Here is a 19,870-nt window from a genome sequence, read left to right on the forward strand (position 1 = left end):
CCATTATGCGAACTCCTTTGAATAAACATACTGCATAAATTGCGTAATGTAATGAATAAAACTCTGTGGTTTTTGAGTAATGTAAAAATGGTCGCCGGTAATCTCCCGGCAACAATACGAAAGGTTTTGTTTGTCGCCTGCAAGCCAGTGATGCCACTGCTGAACTTCCAGAGCAGAGGCCTCTTTGTCTTCATTGCCATAAAGCAGCAACGTTGGTATTTGCAGTTTCACTGAATCCGGTTGAATGACATGGTGATAATGCTCAGTGGCAAAAAAATCAGCACGCAGCATGGGTAAAAATAGCGCAAGTAATCCCGGATCTTCCTGTAAAATCGGGCTGCAACCACCAATATCAATCAGTTGCTCAATGAATTCATGATCAGATAATCCACTCAACTGGCGGCGGGATTGAAGATGGGGGGCATGACACCCCGAAAGTACCAGCGCCTTGGGAAAACAGCTATGTTGTTCAAGGCGCCGGCAGGTTTCAAAAGCCACCTGAGCCCCCATACTGTGGCCGGCCAGTATTAAGTTCTCTCTTTGTGCAGGCGTGAATGACACGATCAGGTCGAAAAGTGATTGTGCTAATGGTGCAATGCTGGTGACAGCTCGTTCATTCATGCGGCTGTCACGTCCCGGATAAATGACCAGCGAAACCGCGATGTCTGAACTTTCCAGCGTGGACCATTGGCGGAATGCACTGCTGCTGCCCCCGGCAAAGGGGCAGATTAACAGGGTGTATTTGGGTTCATCATGCGTCGTCAGGCACGGACGAATCATCGGGTGTGTAGGGAGTACCCATGTCATCAGCGTTCTTCCTTAGTCAGCATCAGTTGGGTTGGATCAATCCAGACAGGAGCCAATAAATCTTGGGCAACAGGCTCTCCCATAATGCGCAGAATTTGTTGCCATAAACCCGCCAGCCGCAGTTGGTAGCCGCAGGAAAAAGCGGGTGGGCAGAACGCACCATTCAATACAGAACTCAAGGTGTTGAGTAGAAATGCCACACCTTCAGCGCCATCACATTCAAATGCTGTCATCCAGTTTTGGGTTGCCGGACAAAGAATGTGTGATGTTGTCTGGTGCAGATAAGCGCCATCCGGCTGACTGGCACTCAGGTAGAGGCTTTGCTCATTATTCAGATGATCCGGCGCATGAAGAACCGGCGTCCAGACAACCGGGCCATAACTGGCTTCCTGCGTAAGATAACCGGCAGGCCAGATCAGCGTCATTTTATGCATAACCAGGTTGTGCATGTCTGGATCTCTGGGGTCCAGATAGGATTGAACGTTTAACGTTATCGTTGTATCCGCAGTACTGAGTTCAAAGCAATGAAATGCGTTGCTTCGCTGTCCCATATAGACTATCTCCATTTGCTCAGGGCAATGACATGCCTGTAATAACAGATCAAGTGCGGAAAATAGTAACTGGCGGCTGGTGGTCAGATAGCCACTCACCGGACGTTGCTGTGATAATTGATTAATTTGTTGTGCCGCATGTAACCAGCTCCTGCCTGCATGGCATTGACTGTAGAAGCTATTGACCCAAAACATAGCATCATGCTTGTTAGCGACTGATTGGTGCCTTTTGATGGCTTCTGCATCAAGGGGGTGCTCCTGAATGACAGAAATACCCCGTGCCAATAGTGCTTGGGTCAATTGGTCGCCTTTGCCGCCAATAACCTCTGCGCGTATTACGACACAGGCAATATCAATGTCGTTTGGCAATTCATCCAATGAGCGGAATAGTGGCACATTGAAATCACGGGCAAGTTGCTGTGAACGAGGACTTCCTTGCGCCAGAATACCGGCCAGTTCCAGACCTGTCCGAGGTTGTAGAAACGCATTAAGATACAGTTCGCCAAATTTTGAACCGACAATCAGAACCCGCCGTGGCTTTATCATATGTTCTCCTTAACAGGTGCAATAGTTGGGGCTGAACTCAGGATGTCTTTCAGACATGCAACCAGAGAGCCGACATGTTTATGTTGGAATAGACTGTAATGATCACCATCAAGTTGTGTCACATTGACCGGCCCGAAAGCCTGCCAGCCAAGATCAGTTGCGGTGAGTGTTGTTGGATCAAGGTAATCCATAAAATCAGGTAATGCCTGCGCTGCCCGGATAAGGCAGAAAGGTTGTGAAGTTTGCGGTGGGCAGTAGCCAAGCAATGCACTCAGGTTATGGCGCCATACGGCATAAAGTGCGGTCAATGAGCCGTCAATCTGTGCAGATTGCGGCAAGGCTTCGTGCAGAGCCTGAAGGAATGCCTCCGTGTTAGCAGCGATAGCGCTGTTATCCAGCTTCAGGTCAGGGAATTGTCCCTGTAAGTCGAGCAGGAAATGACGATGGCAGAATGTATCGTTCAGAGTCAGGTCAGTGCGTACGTTCGGCGCGAAACTATCAATCAGGATACAGTGAGAAACACTTTCACCCGCAGTTCGTAACTGATGCGCCATTTCATAGGCTACCAAGCCACCGAAAGACCAGCCCGCCAGTGCATAAGGCCCTTTAGGCTGGAAGGTACGGATTTGGTTGATATAGTTAGCGGCCAGCGCTGCAACGGAAGGCTCACCGATATTCAGGCTGTCTGGTGCAAATGCTAACCCAACTATACATTGAGAATTGAAATTAGCTGCTAAATGGCGATACCCCAGTAAGTGCCCGCCAATAGGGTGTACGATGAACAATGCAGGTTGCTCTGTGTTTCCCTTGTTCAGTATCACACTCTGACATGTGTTTTCCGGTTGATGTTCAATGAATTCAGCCAATGACTGTACGGTATCGTAAGTTTGCAGCAGGCTGAGCGGGTATTGGCGATTAAATGCCTGATTGATTTTCACCATTAATCGCACTGCCGCCAGAGAATCTCCACCAAGAGTAAAGAAACTCTCATGTACGTTAATAGCTTGTTGCTCTAATACGGATTCCCAAAGGCTTAATACAGCTTGTCCTGTTGCGTTGAGAGTCGCCGTCAGTGGCACTGAATTAATTTCTTGCGCTTTTTCAACCAGAGTAACTAATGTGCGTCTGTCAATTTTACCGTTGTCTGATACAGGTATCGCATCAAGAATGATAAATCGCTGTGGGCACATCCAAACAGGTAAGGTTTGCTGCAACCAGTGAGGCAGTACCGGTAAAAGTTCTGTAGATACTGGCGTGTCGCCGGTTAAACGCAAGCCTGCGACGAGTTGCAATGCGCCGGTTGACGTAGTATGTGCAAACACTAACGCTTGTTGTATATCAGGGTGTTCGCATAAACGGTGCTCAATTTCGCCCAGCTCAATCCGGTAGCCACGAATTTTAATCTGGTGATCATTGCGTCCCAGAAATTCGATATTGCCGTCCGGCCGCCAGCGGCCTAAGTCGCCAGTGCGGTAAAGTCGCTCACCTGTTTGAGGATGCGTGATAAATGCCTGTTCAGTTTTTTCTGAATCGGCCCAATAACCCTGCGCCAGCCCTTGTCCGCCAATATAAAGTTCACCGGTTACCCAGACCGGGCAAGGTGAAAGTGAGGGATTAAGCACATAGAAAGTCTGATTAGCCAAAGGCTTACCATATGGAATGCTGCGCCAATTTGGATCAACTTGTGCGATAGGATAGGCGATAGACCATATTGATGCTTCGGTGGCACCTCCCAAACTGAGAAGATTTAGCTCAGGGTGGAGAGCATATAATCTTGCCGGCAAATGGGTTGGTACCCAATCACCGCTCATCAAGATCCAGCGCAGACTATTCAGGGAATGCGGATAGCTTCGGGCGTATTCCTCAAGCAGTTGCACAAATGCCGGAACAGAGTTCCAAACTGTCACCGCTTCCTGTTGTAACCATGCCAGTAACTTGTCGGGTTGCCGACTGTCACCAGGAGAAGGCATAACCAGCTTCGCCCCACAACTCAAAGTGCCGAACAGGTCATAAACTGAGAGATCGAAGGTTAACTCTGATATTGCCAGTACGCTATCGTGTTCATTGAGTGCAATGCGTTGGTTAATATCAAGGATAGTGTTGACCGCACCCTGATGATCGATCATCACACCTTTCGGTTTTCCGGTAGAGCCGGAGGTGAAAATCACATAAGCTAAATCTTCAGGATGTGCGAATAAACTCTGCTCGCCAGTATTTACCGGTAAGCCGTTAAGTAATGTTTCATCCAGAGAGATAACTTGTACCGCGTCAGACCCGCTCATCTGTTGAGCAAACTTAGGTTGAGTCAGTACAGTATCAACTTCCCCTGATGTTAATAGCTGATGGATACGTTGTTGCGGATAACTGGCATCAATAGGCAGATAAGCTCGTCCCGCTAATAAAATCGCGAGAACCGCTACAACCTGTTCCCAGCCTTTTTCCATCACCACACCAACCAGAGACGAAGTCTGATTTTCCTGCGCTTGCAGATGAGCAGCCAGTGCCAGGCTTTGTGACCACAAAGTGCGATAATCAATCTGACGAGCGGTATCGACAACGGCAATGTGTTGTGGGTAACGGTTTACTGCCTGTTCAATTAGAGAACAAAGTGTATGTGGTGGAAAACTGTTTTTTGTCGCGTTACTGTTCTGGCACAAAGTGCGATCACTTGCCGGGAGCCAGTCAGGAAGCGGAGCGTTCCATTGATAATCCGGTTCGAGCAGGGCAATGACACTGGCTTGATAATGAGCAAACATATTTTCTGCAACTTGGGGCTGGAACAGTTGCGGCAAAATCGCCCATTGTAGGGTGACGCCACCATCTGAACCGGAAATGAGCATACAGTCGAGATAAACATGGGGCGTTTGCGCACCAAAAAGATTCAGTGTCCCTAATCCTGATGGCCCTTTGCCCGCCGTACCGGTTGTATCGTTGAATACGATTGGCATTCCGGCATTCAGGTTGTGGCGATGCTGATTTTTCTCCCTGAGAACCAGTTGCCCGTCAAACAGCGCATGTTGAAGATCCGCTAGCCATTGTTTTTGTATCCGGCTCACTGCATCACTGAATCCTGCGATATTGCGTAAATCCACTTCCAGCAACGACGTGGTGGACAGATTGCCGACTAACATATCGCAATGCTGTGGCATCAACAGGCGGTTGCCATGCAGAACATTGATAGTGAAATGCTCGTTATTGCTCCATACCGACAAAATATGGGCAAATAGTGTGAGCATTACTTGTGATGGTGATACCCGATGTTCTGCCGCACGTTGTTGCAAACGCTGCCATTGTTGTGGGTTGATGTACCCTGTCAGGCATTGTTGATCAAGTTGCTGTGATTGATGGTCTTTCAGTGGTAACACCGGAGCATCAGGAAGCAAAGGTAAGCGATCAAGCCAGTATTGCCGGCTTTGTTGCCAGGTTTCTCCCACTTTTTCATCTTCCAGTGCTTGAATGTAGTCACCAATAGTTGCGGCTGGTGGCGCTGGTTGCCAGTTAGGTTCCTGATACCAGTGGTGTAAGTCACGCAAGATTAACGTCAGACTTTTCCCATCAGCTACCAGTAGATCGATGGTCAGATGCAATAGATGTGTTCGGTCATCAGTATGATACAACGTTAAATCAAACAGCGGCCAGTTGTCGCTGGGAACGCCCTGAGTACGCAGGATGTCACGGGCATTATCCAACTGTGTCTCACGCTCGTTCGGCATCATGTCACGGCAATCAATGACCGTCGGTGTATAACAGGAAACCTCCGGCAGAATATGATACTGACCATCCTTCACATAACCGCGTAATTGCGCATGATGGTTTATCACCCGGTTCCAGGCAGTGGTGAAACGGGGCAGATCAAGACCGTTGATAGCCAGTTCAGCATAGAAATGGGCGATACCGTTACCAAATTGGAACAGTTCACTTTCTCCCAACCAGTAAGCGTATTGCAGTGCGGTGAGTGGCAAAATCTGCTCTGATGCTGGTTCAGCTGCATGTGATTCAGTTGAATGTGATTCAGTTGAATGTAATGTAGTAAGTGTCGCTGAATTTGTTTCGACTACCTTCAGGGTACGGCAAAATTCACTCAACTTAGGATGTTCGAATAACTGTTGCAGATTGGCTTGTTCATAACCTTGGCGCCGTAGTTGCACCACCATTCGGGTCGCAATTAAGCTATCACCGCCACTTTGGAAAAAGTCACTGTAGCGTTGTATTGGTTGAGGAAGCAGTGAATTCCAGAGTGCAATTACTTGCTGTTCAATATCATGGAGCTGATCATCCTCTGTTTCCGGCTGTGCTGTTTCCGTAGTCAACGGTTGTACCATGCTCTCTTTCGCTGTCACTATCAGCGGTAATGCTGTCAACGGTAACTGCTCTTGCTGTTGAATATGCAATGAATAAGGCAAGGTGGAAAATTGTGCTGCGATTTCACTGATATTAAGCCGTGCTTGTTGTTCAGCCCGCGCCAGAATCAGTTGTTGATGCAGTTCTGGCCCGTCTTGCCCCGGCCATTCCAATGAAACCCGATAACCGGACTTCTCCAGACATTTACGCCAGTCTGTAAGTTCCAGCAACGCGCTATCACCCCGATCGTCACTCCAGGCATTAATGCCTTCAATAAATCCGACACTGGCGAGCTGCATAGCGCTTTCGCGTTTAGTGGATTCAATGATCAATAGCCATCCGCCCGGTTTCAGTAACCGTGACAGACGTTGCAGGGTATTTTTCAGATGGATGGCATCATGTAATACGTTAACCGCCATAATCAGGTCATAACCCGATTCAGGATGCTGGCTGAAATCGATACGCTGGTTAATGTCGAACAGGGCAAATTTTACAGTTTCGCCATAGTGATTGAGTAACTGGCGTGCATCATCCAGAAACAGCGGCGAAACATCAGTAAAGTGATAGCTTGCAATGGATTGTGCATTGTGTTTGAGGACTTTTTCTGATGTGGCTCCCGTTCCTGCCCCCACTTCCAATATGGTGAAATGTTCAGATGTCTGACTTAATTGTTGGATAATTTCAGCCGCAGCTTGGTTCAGGCAACGCAATGCCGGGTTCTCACTGTAGAGGCTGGCTGTCGTCTGTTTATCGGCAAACAGAAGTTCCAGTGCATTGCTTCGTCCGGCAAGCAGGGTGTCATGTTGCTCAATACAGGTTGCAACATATCGGCTGATGGTTTGGCACCACACGGCATCATCCAGTTTTGCTGTAGGAGCAGGCATATGGCTAAGCGGCTGCAAACAGCGGTATCCGTCAGCGGTTTTTTCAATCAATCCGTGATGGGTTAATAACGTCAGCCATTGGGTAAGCAGGCGCCGATACTGTGGTGCAAGTTGCAGGCGTTGTTCGATCTCTTCACGAGCGTGACATTGTTGCGGATAGGTGAATAGGCTATGGCGCAGCAACGTCTGGCTCAGGCCAAATAATGCTTGTTGCTCAATGTGTTGCCAGGAGCGTTCAAACGACTGTTGTTCTGTTAACGTCGGCAGAGGTAATACATCGGTATTGATAATCAGCGGTTCTGGCAGTGATAGCGATAAATTATCTTCTGCAACCAGCCATAAGTTATAGCCTTGTGTCTCGTCCTGATGTGGCCGAATTTCTGCCAATCGTATTTCAGGTTTAGCACGCAGGTTTTGCTCAGCCTGACGCAATTCAGGATGCTGTGGCCAGAAGTCATAGCGTGTATAGCCAGCAGGTGGTATATGCAGGTCATAACATTCCATGTGTTCAGGCTGGCGGCAAATTTGCACTAACAGCGCGTTATAAGCGGCAAACAACGCTTCAATGACACCCGGCTCTAGCACATCATCCATGCAATACCAGTTAAACAGTAAATCACCATCAACTTCCATGACCTGATGATCCAGCCAGACTTGCGGCGTCTGGCTCAGAACAAAGACCGGATCACCGAGTAATTGAGTGATGGATTGTTTGATTGCGACACCTTCCTGTGCCATCCCCAACATACTGGTGAAAACGACCGGCGTCAGTGGTTGTCTGCTTTGAGATTCGCCATTTTGCTGGCGTCCAAGTTCCCGCAATACCTCAACACCATTGACATGGTTATGACTCAACCGTTGCCAGAGCAAAGCCTGTGTTTTTTCCATGCTGGCACGCAAGGAAGTTGTCTTGCGTAAATCAAAATCCATCAGCATGACTGAGGTAAAATCACCGATCAGGTTCTGAACCTCTGGATGGAAAGGCTGCCGGTTAAAGAATGTCAGGTTGAGGGTAAACAGCGGATGGCGGCTGTACCATTCAAGCGTATGGGCAAACAGAGTCAGCAGGCCGGCAGAAGATGTCACACCCCATTTTTTCCAGCTTTGTTTAAGTATCTGCCAGTCAGATTGTGCCAGCCGACCTTCATAAGTCGTGAATTGTGGCTGACTGCGTTGGGGCAGTTGTGGGTTCAACGGCAATTTTGGGGCAGGGGACAGTGAAGGTAATTGCTCCTGCCAGTATGACCATGATGCCCGCCATTCTTTACTTTCACGTTGCGCTTGTTCTGCCATCACGTAGTCACGGAAAGTAAATGCTTGTGGCGCCAGAGGTTGCTGGCGATAAGCAAGTTGCAGATCGTCCATCATGATCCGGAAGCTCTGTACGTCAAACTGCAACAAGTCCAGATTCATATGTAAGCGGCAACGTTCATTGGGGAGCAACGAAATCGAGACTTCAAACAGCGGCCACTGTTCCGCGGGCGGTACTTGATAGGAAAGGGTATGACGACGCTGAGCCAAAGCCTGTTCGCAGGCTGTATCGTCCAGCACTCTCAAATCATCCTGTGATAAAGCATACCACGGTGTTTCAGGCAGAATTCTTTGTTGTCCCTCTTCATCCACTACCATGCGCAACATGCCATGACGCTGAATTAAAGCATTCCATGCTTTCTCAAAGCGCTGGATATCAAAATTATTCAGTGCCAGATCCCATTCAAATAAGACATGACAAGCTACACCGCCAAAATCAATGGCCTGGGTACGACCAATCCAATAAGCGTGTTGAATTGGCGTCAGAGGGAATGGTGCATGACGTTGGGAACTGTCAATAATGAACTCAGGTTGAGAAGAAACCGCCGATTGTTCAGGCAATGCGTCTCCAATAAGTGCATTAAGCCCCTCCAGCGTCATATTCTTATAAGCCTGTTCAGCGGTTAGCCTGATGCCAAATTGCTGGTGGATAACCGTATTCAGATCAAGAAACAGCAGGGAGTCCAAACCGAATTGCAGTAAATCCTGTTGTAGTTTCAGGTGATCAGGCTGTTCTAACCGTAATAATGTCGCGACACGCTGACGTAACCAATTGAGCCGTTGTTCACTATCTTGATATAGCGTGTTATCGGCAGAAGGTGAAGATGCAGATGTTGCAGCCATATGGGTAATATCGGCCTGTAAACGCCGCAAAATATCAGGATGATGTTCATCTAACCGCATTGCCAGATAGCAAGGTGATGTAGTGCGCAAAGACTGGTTGAAATGCCAGATACCCTCATTTACGCTGAACGGTAACATGCCATCTTGTGCCAGTTTTTCCACTAATCGCCGATCGCTGGCCATACCAATACCGCTCCAAACGCCCCAAACCAACGCTTTTACTGTCAACTGATTTGGCGCTGTCAGCGCTAAAGATTCCAAACAAGCATTGGCGATTGCATAAGCGCCTTGTCCTTGAGCACCCAACATTGACGCGGCAGAAGCGTGAAGCAGCAAATATCGTGCATTATGTTGCTGGAGCACGGCTTGCAACGCCGATGCACTGTGGGCTTTTACAGATAACATCTGTGACAGGTGTGGACGCCCAAGTTCTGTCAGCCGGGTATGATCAGCGATACCTGCCGCATGGATCGCTCCGGCGATATCATCCTCTTGTGCCAGTGTTTGCACGGCGTCTAACAAGGCTGGCGTATCAGTAACATCAACGTTAATCCAACGTATTTCACATTCGATACTCAGTGACAACTCTTGTACAAAAGCATCCCAGTCCGTGTTTTTTCGGCGGGCAAACACGGCAACCTTACGCACGCCTTGGGTCAGCAACCAACGGATGGAAATCTGACCGATACCGCCCATACCGCCTGTAACAATATGCCAACCCTGATGGGGAATCGACATAGGTTGTTGCGATAATGCCAATGGCTGACGTTGTAAAACAGGTACAGAGACTTGATTCCCGCGTACTCTCAGCCAGCAATTGTGTTCATGATGGCGTTTATCCAGATAACCAAATGCCAGTGATAAAGCGGCTGCGTCGTTGATATCAGCGATATCAATCGCCTGAATATGGCGATGGGGATACTCTTCAACCGCAACGCGTAGCAACGCCCAAACAGCGTATTGAGCCGGGTTGATATCCGCTTTTGATAACGTGCTTTCTGGTTGTGCGCAGCAGGTTATAACGGTTAAAGTCGCTGTTTCATCACGTTTTAATTCACTAATAACCTGATCACATAATTCAACAACATCATTGCCTTGGAGCAGTAGTATTGTATTCCCGCTTTCAGGCTGTAAATTAATCCCCGCCTGACGCCAATGATGAATAATTTCATCATTCGCAGTTGAAGAGCGGAGGGTATATGCCGTTGAAGATCCCGGTTTATTCGCCGTGTTTATGGTACGCCAATGTAGGGCATAGTGTGTATCAGGGCAGGGCTGTGGCGCAGGAAGCCATGATTTTGTTATGGGTTGGGTTGCCACAACTTGGCGAGGAAGATCAGCACGATCGCTCAACAGAGCGAATAAACGTTCGCCAGCATAAATCAATGCAGGGAAAGCCGCGAGCAAATGGCTCTCTAATGATCGGCGTTTGGCATATGGCAGGGCGCGGAGAGGACGATACATTTTACTTACCGTCGGCCCGAAAACTTCTTGGTAATAACCTTGCTGGACACTATACGTCAATAATTGTTCCAGCAAAAAGCGCCAGCAAGGTTGCAGCCGGCCAGCCCGGATAGTGTCGATAGCACTGAAACCTTGCTCAGCATTACGCCCATGACATTGATATACCAAGGTATCGGTATACAGTGCTCGTAATATTGCCGCATCAGGGTGTTGCTCAATGGCAGGATCAAGCAGGGAATTGACATCAAGCCCCGTATTGATATTGGCTGAATGTTGCACAGATTTATCCACAGGGTAACTGTAATGCTGCTTATCAAATGGATAGAGTGGAGCATGGCATTTACTCCCTGTGAACGGGAAAAGGTGTTGCCAATCAAGATGTGCCCCAGCGCAGTAAAGCTGCATGAGTGCCGTTTGCTGAACGGTCTCTGGAGAGCCTTGGCGATGCGCACTGGCAACCCAGGTTTCCTGTGGCAGACTGACACGCCGCCCGATCCCCGTTAACGGGGCATCAGCGCCGAATTCTACGAATAATGCAACACCTTGCTGGCGGGCAAATTCAATGGCTTGATAATAGCGTACGGTTTGGCGCATATGGTTACGCCAGTAGTCTGGTGAACCCAATTGCTCATAAGTTGCAATATTTGCCGTTAGGGTAGAAATTAGTGGAATTTCTCCCGATGTAGGCTGTAACTGGCGACAACGCAGAGAAAATGTCTCCAGAATGGGATCAAGCATGGCTGAATGGGCTGCACAGGCAATATTAATACGCTGGCAACGAATCTGTTGTTGTTCCAAACGTTGTGCCAGAGTATCAATTTCCGTCTTCGTACCGGCCCAAACCCAGTGTTGTGGGCCATTGCAAACCGCCAGATCCAATGCCAGTGAACGAGTAAAGGGAAGAATATCTTCTTTGTTGGCAAAAACTGCCAGCATCGCTCCTTCTTGAGAGCAGCTTTGCATTAATTTGCCCCGTATCGCGACTAGCGGCATCATTTGTTCAGGCGTGAAGACACCGGCAACAACGGCAGCGGCAAATTCTCCGACAGAGTGCCCCAGTACGTAATCAGGCTTTAATCCAAGGGCCCGCCAATGTGCCGCCAGCGCAATTTGATGGGCCACAATTGCTGGTTGTGCGTATTCAGTAGTCGCTAATGCGGCATCATGTTCTCCGAACATCACTGCCTTTAACGGCAATGCCAATTCGGAGGTACAGGCGGCACAACAACGATCCAACATAGCGGCAAAAACAGGAGAACCGGCATACATAGCCTTTCCCATGCCAGCCCATTGGCAACCCTGACCGCTGAATTGCCAAAGTTGCTTGTTTTCGCTATTGACTTGCCCGCTAAAAATGTTTGGTGTCGGGCTATTGCTCGCAAAAGCGGATAAGCTCGTGGCACTTTGTGGTGTCAATGTAAGTGCTAAACGCCAGGTGAGTGAAAGGTCACGCCCTTGCAATGCAGTCCAGGCCAGATCTGCATAATGTTCTGGCTTAGCATGAAGTGCTGCCGCGTAGCGTTGTGCCAATTGACGCAATGAGACTTCGGAAGCAGCAGAGAGCAATAACGGCGAAATTTGTGGATTATGAACACGGCGATGATGTAATTCTTCTGGCAATGATTGCACCACAATATGACAGTTAGTGCCGCCAATACCGAACGAAGAAACGCCTGCGGTGCGCAATTCTTGCGTCCAGCGCTGTCCTTGCGTTGCTAGCCTGAATGGGCTTTCTTCCAGCCGCAATGCCGGGTTTGGTTGCTGTACATTGATTGTGGGCGGAATGTAACTATGCCAGACAGACAGAACCGTCTTGATCAGGCTGGCAATGCCCGCGGCAGTATCAAGATGGCCTATATTGCTTTTCACTGAACCAAGGTAACAAGGTGGTATTGTCACATTGCGGTCAGAGAATATACTGCGTAACGCGTCAACTTCTATCGGATCGCCAAGAGGCGTTCCTGTACCGTGCGCTTCAATCATGCCGACATCATCAATACTGACATCTGCCAGTTGTAATGCTTCAGTAATCACACGGCGTTGACCATTAACCGAAGGAGCAGTAAAGCCAACTTTTTCGTTGCCATCATTATTAATTGCACTGCCACGTAATACCGCCATGATGGGATCTCCATCGCGTAAAGCATCACTCAGGCGTTTCAGCGTGACAACACCAACGCCATTACCACCGTAGGTGCCATTTGCCTGGCTATCAAAGGGGCGGCAATGTCCGTCAGGCGAGAAGATCATACCGGGTTGATACAAGTAACCGCTTTCTTGTGGGAAAGAAACGGCTACACCACCCGCCAGTGCCATGTCACACTCTCCGGCACGCAGGTTCTCACAAGCCATATGCACGGCAACCAGTGAACTTGAACACGCTGTTTGTACTGTTAGTGCAGGGCCTTTCAGGTTTAATTTATAGGCAGTACGGGTCGCAAGATAATCTTTATCGTTGCTGATTAGTGCCTGTAGTCCTTTAACCTGACCAACATTGGTCATCGTGAATTGTGACCATGAAGGCCAGGTACTAACCCGGCTACTACCGAAAACGCCTGTTTTCAGTCGTACGTTACGTGGCGCATAACCTGCATGTTCAAGAGCATGCCAGGCTGTTTGAAGGAATAGACGCTGTTGGGGATCGAGCATCTCTGCTTCCTGGCGTGAATAGCCAAACAGCGTGGCGTCAAATTGTTCCGCATTCTCCAATATCGCTGCTTGATTGACAAAGTATTCACTATCAATGACTTCAGGAGGGATACCTGCATCCAACAATGTTTGACGGGAGAGTGTGGTAGTACATTCAACCCCGTGTTGCAGGTTATACCAGAAAGTCTCGCTATCTGGTGCCTGTGGAAAGCGGCAGGCAAGGCCAATCACTGCGATGGGATCACAATTATCGTAGTGAGGCGTTAAATCAGTCATTGTGCAGCTCCTTTATGACGTTTTTCCCGTTGTTGCAGACGCTTTTGTTGTTGACGCTGGCGAGGAGTCATCGACGGGTGATTCCCTTCGCAGGAATCTTTTCGGCAGCGTAAGCTGAGTGTCTCTGGTGTTGGATAAGCGAATAAATCAGTAACGGCAAGATGATGAAAACCCGCATGTTGTAATTTGCCGTGTAGTTGAATTAGCTGTAGCGAGTTAGCTCCAGCCTCAAAAAAGTTTTGTTGGGCATTGATAGGATGATTTGTTACAGATAAAAACAGGCGCTGAATTTCACAGCATGTTTCACTGCCTATTATTTGTGGCTCGCATCCTTCCGAACGCGGTGATGGTGTAATAGCAACAGAAACGTTATCTTCAGGCGTCAGGCATTGCTGGCGTGGCATCAGTTGTTCCAACGCTGAATGCCAGCTTTCTGGCTGTGCTGCGAGGGTACGCAATAACGCCATATAGCTGTTGAACATGTTTTGTAACTGATGTGGTTCAAATAATTCTTCGACCGCATCCCAGTTCAGACAAAGCTCATTGTCAGATTCATAAACCTGATGATCCAACCAGATTTGTGGGGTTTGCGAGATGCCCCAAACGGGTTTCATCCATGATGAACGTGAAAGGAATTGCCCTTCATGTGTCCCCAATGCGCTGGTGAAAACGACCGGCATAATGGCTGCATCAGGGCCACGACTCTGTGCCAGCTCACGCATCACTCTGATCGCTGAAATATGGCGGTGATCCAGATCCTGCCATAATTGTTGTTGCAGCCGCCGTGTGCTTGATAACCAATCGTTTTCCGGGTGCCACGCCAGTAGGGACAGTGAAGTAAAATCACCCAGAATATGTTTAATGTCCTCATGCCAGTGCGGGCGATCGAACAGGGTAAGATTGAGGGTTAACTCCGGTCTGGTGCTGAATGCGGACAGAACGGCTGCATAAGCTGCAATTAAGAGCGCAGAAGGGGTTATCTGATGGGGCGCAGCATATTGCTTTAACTGATCCCATTCATGAGCAGATAATCGGTCGCTATAGCGCACAAAACGCGGAGATTGAACGCCTTCCGGTGCAATGCGCAATGGCAATTGCGGTGCCAGCGGCAATGTTCTTACCTGCTCCTGCCAATATTGCAGCGAACTCTGATGCGCTGACGTTTGTTGCTGGCGTAACACACAATCCCGGAATGTGACTTTCAGTGGCGGCAATTCGTGTTGTTCGTCGAGATATAGCTGTTCTAATTCAGCCAGCAATATCTGCATACTCAGCCCATCTAATAACAAATTATCCAGACTGACAAATAGCCGGGAAACAAGCTTGTTGTCTTGTGCAAGCTGAAAATCGAACACTGGCCAGTGGCTGGCATCCAAAACCTGATGTGACAGACGGTCGCGTAATGTGTCTGCCTCACTAATATCAGTAAATTGGTGCTGTTTAACCGAAAATATTGAGACATCTTGCAATATCTGTTGCTGTCCATTGATAACAATCGTTCTAAGCACAGGATGACGCTGGATCAGGTGATTTAACACCCGGTTAAGACGTTGAACGTCTAACTGTTCTATCCGGTATTCGATAAAGAAATGTGCCCCAACACCACTTAGGGCAAAACCAGGATGGCGTCCAACCAGATAGGCTTGCTGAATTTCAGTTAATGGGAACGGCTGATATTCATCCTGTTCTTTTGGTATTGAATAGGGTTCTGATGAAGTTTCAGACAGAGGAACCAGTGTAGCGGCAAATGCAGTCAATTGCGGGTTACGGAAAAGATGCCCAAGTTCGCCTTTGAAACCTTGTTGTGTCAGTTCACCAATCAGACGCGTAGCCAGAAGACTGTCACCGCCAAGTTGAAAGAAGTCACTGTTACGGCCTAACAGCTCTGTATTTAGCAGGCGTAACCAAATATTGGCAACGATTTGTTCCACCGCATTAAATGAGGCCACTTCATGCTGATGTGGCATTTCTGTTTTTGTGACAGGCTGTATGGCTTGCGATAGCGCCTTACGATCAATTTTGCCGTTAGGGGTTAGCGGCAAACGAGGAAGAATATGCAAACGTTGTGGGATCATATATCCCGGCAGATGTTGCGCCAACACAGATTTAATTTTTTCCCGATCAGGGATCATGACGTTGTCACTTACCTGCATCAATAACACACTAAGATTACCGATAGTAATTGGTGTTTCCGTTTGTAGTGGAAGAAGAGGTAACCACTGCGATGCAGAACGTAGTTGAATACCGTGAGGTGAGAGCAGTTCAGTTGTAATCAAAGAGAGGGAGGAAGCTTGTTGCAACTCCATTGCCAATACCAACGCACCTGGTTGTGCCAGGGGGAGCAAAGCGTTAATGCAATTTGCTGGATCTTCCTCACGGTGTAATACATTGTTTAGCAGGATGATATCTGCCTGATGCTGTAGCGACTCAGAAATTTGTTCTGACCAATATTGCACTGATGCGTGAGTATAACCACTTAACCGTGTCTGCATCTGGTTGATCAGTGCCTGAGAACGTTCAAAACCGAGATAAGACAGATGCTGGTCTGTAATATGTTCTGCCAGCCACTGAGCACAGAAACCGCTGCGGGCATCGAATTCCATCAAAGTTACAGGGCGTTGTAATCGTTGGGAGAGAGCAACGATTACCTGTTTTAATCCTGCCAACCATTGCTGGGTTTCTGGCAGTGCGAAGAGCTGTTGTTCCGGTGCGAATTGCGGATCATCGAGCAATGTGACTGCTGTCTGTTGTCCGGTAAGAATACTGTGTAGTACAGAATGCCAGCGTTCGGGGATACATCCTGCTTCACTATTGAATATAGTGGGGGTATTGAATGTAGTGGGGGACACGACGATCTGATATACATGATGTGTGGACTCAGCCAATAGATTACATTGGCAAAGATACGTCAACATACGGGCAAACCAGTTATGGTATTCCGGTTGAGCCTGATAATATTTCAGACAATCGCTGAACGACTGGGGTGAAGTAAACGTCATGCCGTGACGTGACAGATGTTCCAGCAGAAATAGTGCAACTTGTGGCTCACTGTTATCATCGGTTATTGCCCGCGCTGCGGGAAACAGATCACGATAGTTTGTGGGTAATTGTGGGGCACGAGTTACACGTTGGCATAAAGTATCGCCTTCCAACTCAAGGAATGCCACCAGCGATTTCTCTTTTTCGCCATGAGCTAAGGCAACCCCTTTATTGATACCGATTACTTGATTGAGGGCCGCATCAATTTCTCCTAACTCAATTCGGTAGCCACCAATTTTCACCTGGCTATCGCGGCGTCCCATAAATTCAAGCCAGCCTTCGGGATGGTAGCAGCCCAGATCACCCGTACGGTACCAGCGCTCTCCCTGATCAATGACAAATTGGGCGGAAGTGCGTTCTTCATCATTAAAATAGCCTAATGCTACACCGGCACCACCAATCCAAAGTTCACCGACAACCCAGTCAGGACAATCACGGCCATCTTCACCCACTACACGGTAACGTTGGTTAGCCAAAGGATAACCATAAGGAATAGAGCGCCATTGTGCGTTAATCCCTTTGACGATGTATTCATTCGACCAGATAGCGGCTTCCGTTGCACCGCCCATCGCACTTAACACACCATCAGGATTGAACGCACGGTAACGTTCAGGCAGTGACAAGCCGATCCAGTCCCCGGATAACATCACGGTACGAAGAGCTTTCGGCGCATCTACCTCCATCCCTTCGCAATAGGTTAGTAACATATCAAACAATGCCGGCACGCTATTCCATAACGTAACATTGTGCTGCTCGATCAGCATTTCCCAGGTTGATGGGTCGCGGCGCTGGGCTTCGTTAATTAATACCAGCGCCCCTCCGGCACTGAGGATGCCGAAAATATCATAAACGGAGAGGTCGAAATGCAGGGCAGAGAGTGCCAACAATCGGTCACTGCTTTGAACATGATGACGGTGATTGATGTCCAGACAGGTATTAAGTGCGCTTTGATGGCTGATAACCACACCTTTTGGCATTCCGGTTGAACCAGAGGTATAGATGATATAAGCCGGATCAGTCACGGCACGTTCAGCCATGTTTGCTAAAGGCAGTAATTGCTCATTCTGATGCCAGGAAATGCAATGTATATCTTGTGACCAAGAGCTATTTTGTAACCAAGAACTATTTTGTGACCAAGAACTATTCTGTGACCAAGAACTATTCTGTTGTTCAGAGTCAATAATAACAACATTGATCCCGGCACTTTCACAGATAACACGACGTCGGTTTAAGGGTTGATCGAAAGGAACCGGGACGTAAACACCGCCAGCATAAAGTATTGCTAATACAGCGACAATTTGTCCGATACCTTTTTCCATACTAATGGCAACCCGATCTCCCGGCATAACCGACATATTTTGCAGTACAGCGGCTAATCGGCGGGCTGCCAGACTGAGTTCGCCATAACTCATTTTGTTATTATGAGTCACCAAAGCAACAGCATTGGGTGTGCGTTCTGCCTGTATGAACACCTCTTCATGCAGCAGGGCATTGGGTAGTGTTTTAACCGTGTTATTGATTTGGTGCCGCAAATGGGATTGCGATTCGGGCATCAAATCTGGCAGCTTTTGGTTCCACTGCGCCGCGTTTTCCGTCAGGTTTTCAATCAGTTCCTGATAGGCGGTGAATAAGGTATCCATTAAGCCATCAGGAAAGAGTTCATCGTTGCTGTCCCACTGAATATTCAGAGCGTTTTCATGCTCAAATGCAACGAAATCCAGCCATACCTGAGGTGTTTGTGATATTCCCCAACTTGGTTTTCCCAGAACATCACGGGTATTTTCACCATATAAAGGGCGGCCTAAATTGCTGGTAAACACAATGGGTGCGCCGTGTGGATGGTTGCCTCGTTTCTTGAGTTCACGCAGAACTTCTACACCAGACCAGTGACGATGTTCGTAAGCTTCGGCAAATGTTGCCTGTGCATCCTGTGCCAATTGGCAGAACGGTAAATTATCACCAGGAATATCCAACAGCAGAATGTTGGTAAAATCGGCCAGCATGTTATCAACTGCGGTATGCAGCGGAGCCCTGTCAAATAGCGTTAGGTTGAACAACAAGCGTGTTGCACTGCTCCAGCGACATAATAAAGCCGCAAATGCGGTCGCCAATGACATCGTTGGCGTAACCCCATTTTGTTGGGCGAGCTGCTTAAATCGTTCCCAATGTTCTGGCGCTAAACGAAAACGTCTGCGCTGAATCAGGACATTTTTTATTAGGGCAGGGTCTTGAGCCAAAGGCAGTTGAGGAGCAAGTGGCAGAATGTCTAACCGGTTACGCCAGAAGACTTCTGCTTCTTGTCGGGCCTGCTTAAATTGGGTCTGATATTGTGTTAGATAACTGCAAAAATCATAGCCAGAAGGAATTGCAGGCAGGCTACGTTTGGCAATTAATGCTGCCAGTTCGGTAAAGAATAGACTGAAACTGGCAGCATCCATGATCAGTAAATCGATATTGGTATGCAGACGATGTTGATTATCACCAAACAGACTAAGCTGAATATCGAAAGTTTCTCCTTCTTCAACTTGTAATACCCGGTGACTGAGCTGTTCACGTAGGTTGTTCAGCGCTTGTTGCTGTTCACTTACTGCCAGATTACGTAGATCGTGAACAGTGAGTTTTTTCCAGTAAGCACTGGTCATGCCTTGTTGACGGCCATCTGGCAAAAAACGAACGCGCAACATCGGATGCCGTTGAATCAGTACATGAATCGCCGCTTCTAACTGTTCAGGTTTCAGCCCAACACCATCAAATTCCTGATACAGATGGCATCCGACTCCCCCCAAGGTTTGTTCCGGTGAACGTCCAACAAAATAAGCATGTTGGACTGCCGTCAACGGGAATGGATGGGCATCTGCAATCAGTGGCTGTGGAGCTGTATCTTGCGGTACTGTGTGAGCAACAGGTGTCTGGCGTTGTAAAAGCTGGCTCCAGGCATGCAGGGTTGGTTTTTGGTAAAGTTCGCGCAAAGTGACGCGATGCCCTTGACGTCTAAGCTGGTTCAGCAATGCCATTATTTGCATTGAATCCAGCCCCTTGCGAATTAAATCGTCATTATCGTCCACCAGAATATTTTTTTGATTAAACAGACCAGATATGAGCTGGCGCAGCGAATCTAGGGAGAAAAGGTCCGTGTGCATGAAGAAATCCTGTAAAAAT

4 protein-coding genes are annotated in these 19,870 nt (G+C 48.2%); all 4 read right to left on the bottom strand.

Annotated elements, in window-relative coordinates:
* Window positions 1–3 precede the first annotated feature (3 nt).
* From Xmir_RS04855 to Xmir_RS04870, 4 genes are read right to left on the bottom strand one after another with little or no spacing between them, the layout of a single operon-like run.
* Window positions 4–780, bottom strand: coding sequence for a thioesterase II family protein (locus tag Xmir_RS04855; RefSeq protein ID WP_099113342.1), 777 nt, complete (start codon window positions 778–780; stop codon window positions 4–6).
* Window positions 781–806: 26 nt separating this feature from the next.
* Window positions 807–1,904: a Gfo/Idh/MocA family oxidoreductase gene (locus Xmir_RS04860; protein ID WP_099113286.1), complete on the bottom strand. Its 1,098-nt coding sequence runs from the start codon at window positions 1,902–1,904 to the stop codon at window positions 807–809.
* Window positions 1,901–13,672 (bottom strand): hybrid non-ribosomal peptide synthetase/type I polyketide synthase, encoded by an 11,772-nt coding sequence (locus Xmir_RS04865; protein WP_099113287.1) that lies wholly within the window; start codon window positions 13,670–13,672, stop codon window positions 1,901–1,903. Before Xmir_RS04865 ends, Xmir_RS04860 begins: the two co-directional genes overlap by 4 nt.
* Window positions 13,669–19,851, bottom strand: a complete 6,183-nt coding sequence (locus tag Xmir_RS04870; protein ID WP_099113288.1) for a non-ribosomal peptide synthetase — start codon at window positions 19,849–19,851, stop codon at window positions 13,669–13,671. Before Xmir_RS04870 ends, Xmir_RS04865 begins: the two co-directional genes overlap by 4 nt.
* Window positions 19,852–19,870 lie beyond the last annotated feature (19 nt).

It is taken from the genome of Xenorhabdus miraniensis (assembly GCF_002632615.1).

Coding starts and splice junctions, on each gene's coding strand:
- Xmir_RS04855 (WP_099113342.1), bottom strand. CDS start 780: ATGATTCGTCCGTGCCTGACGACGCATGATGAACCCAAATACACCCTG.
- Xmir_RS04865 (WP_099113287.1), bottom strand. CDS start 13,672: ATGACTGATTTAACGCCTCACTACGATAATTGTGATCCCATCGCAGTG.
- Xmir_RS04870 (WP_099113288.1), bottom strand. CDS start 19,851: ATGCACACGGACCTTTTCTCCCTAGATTCGCTGCGCCAGCTCATATCT.
- Xmir_RS04860 (WP_099113286.1), bottom strand. CDS start 1,904: ATGATAAAGCCACGGCGGGTTCTGATTGTCGGTTCAAAATTTGGCGAA.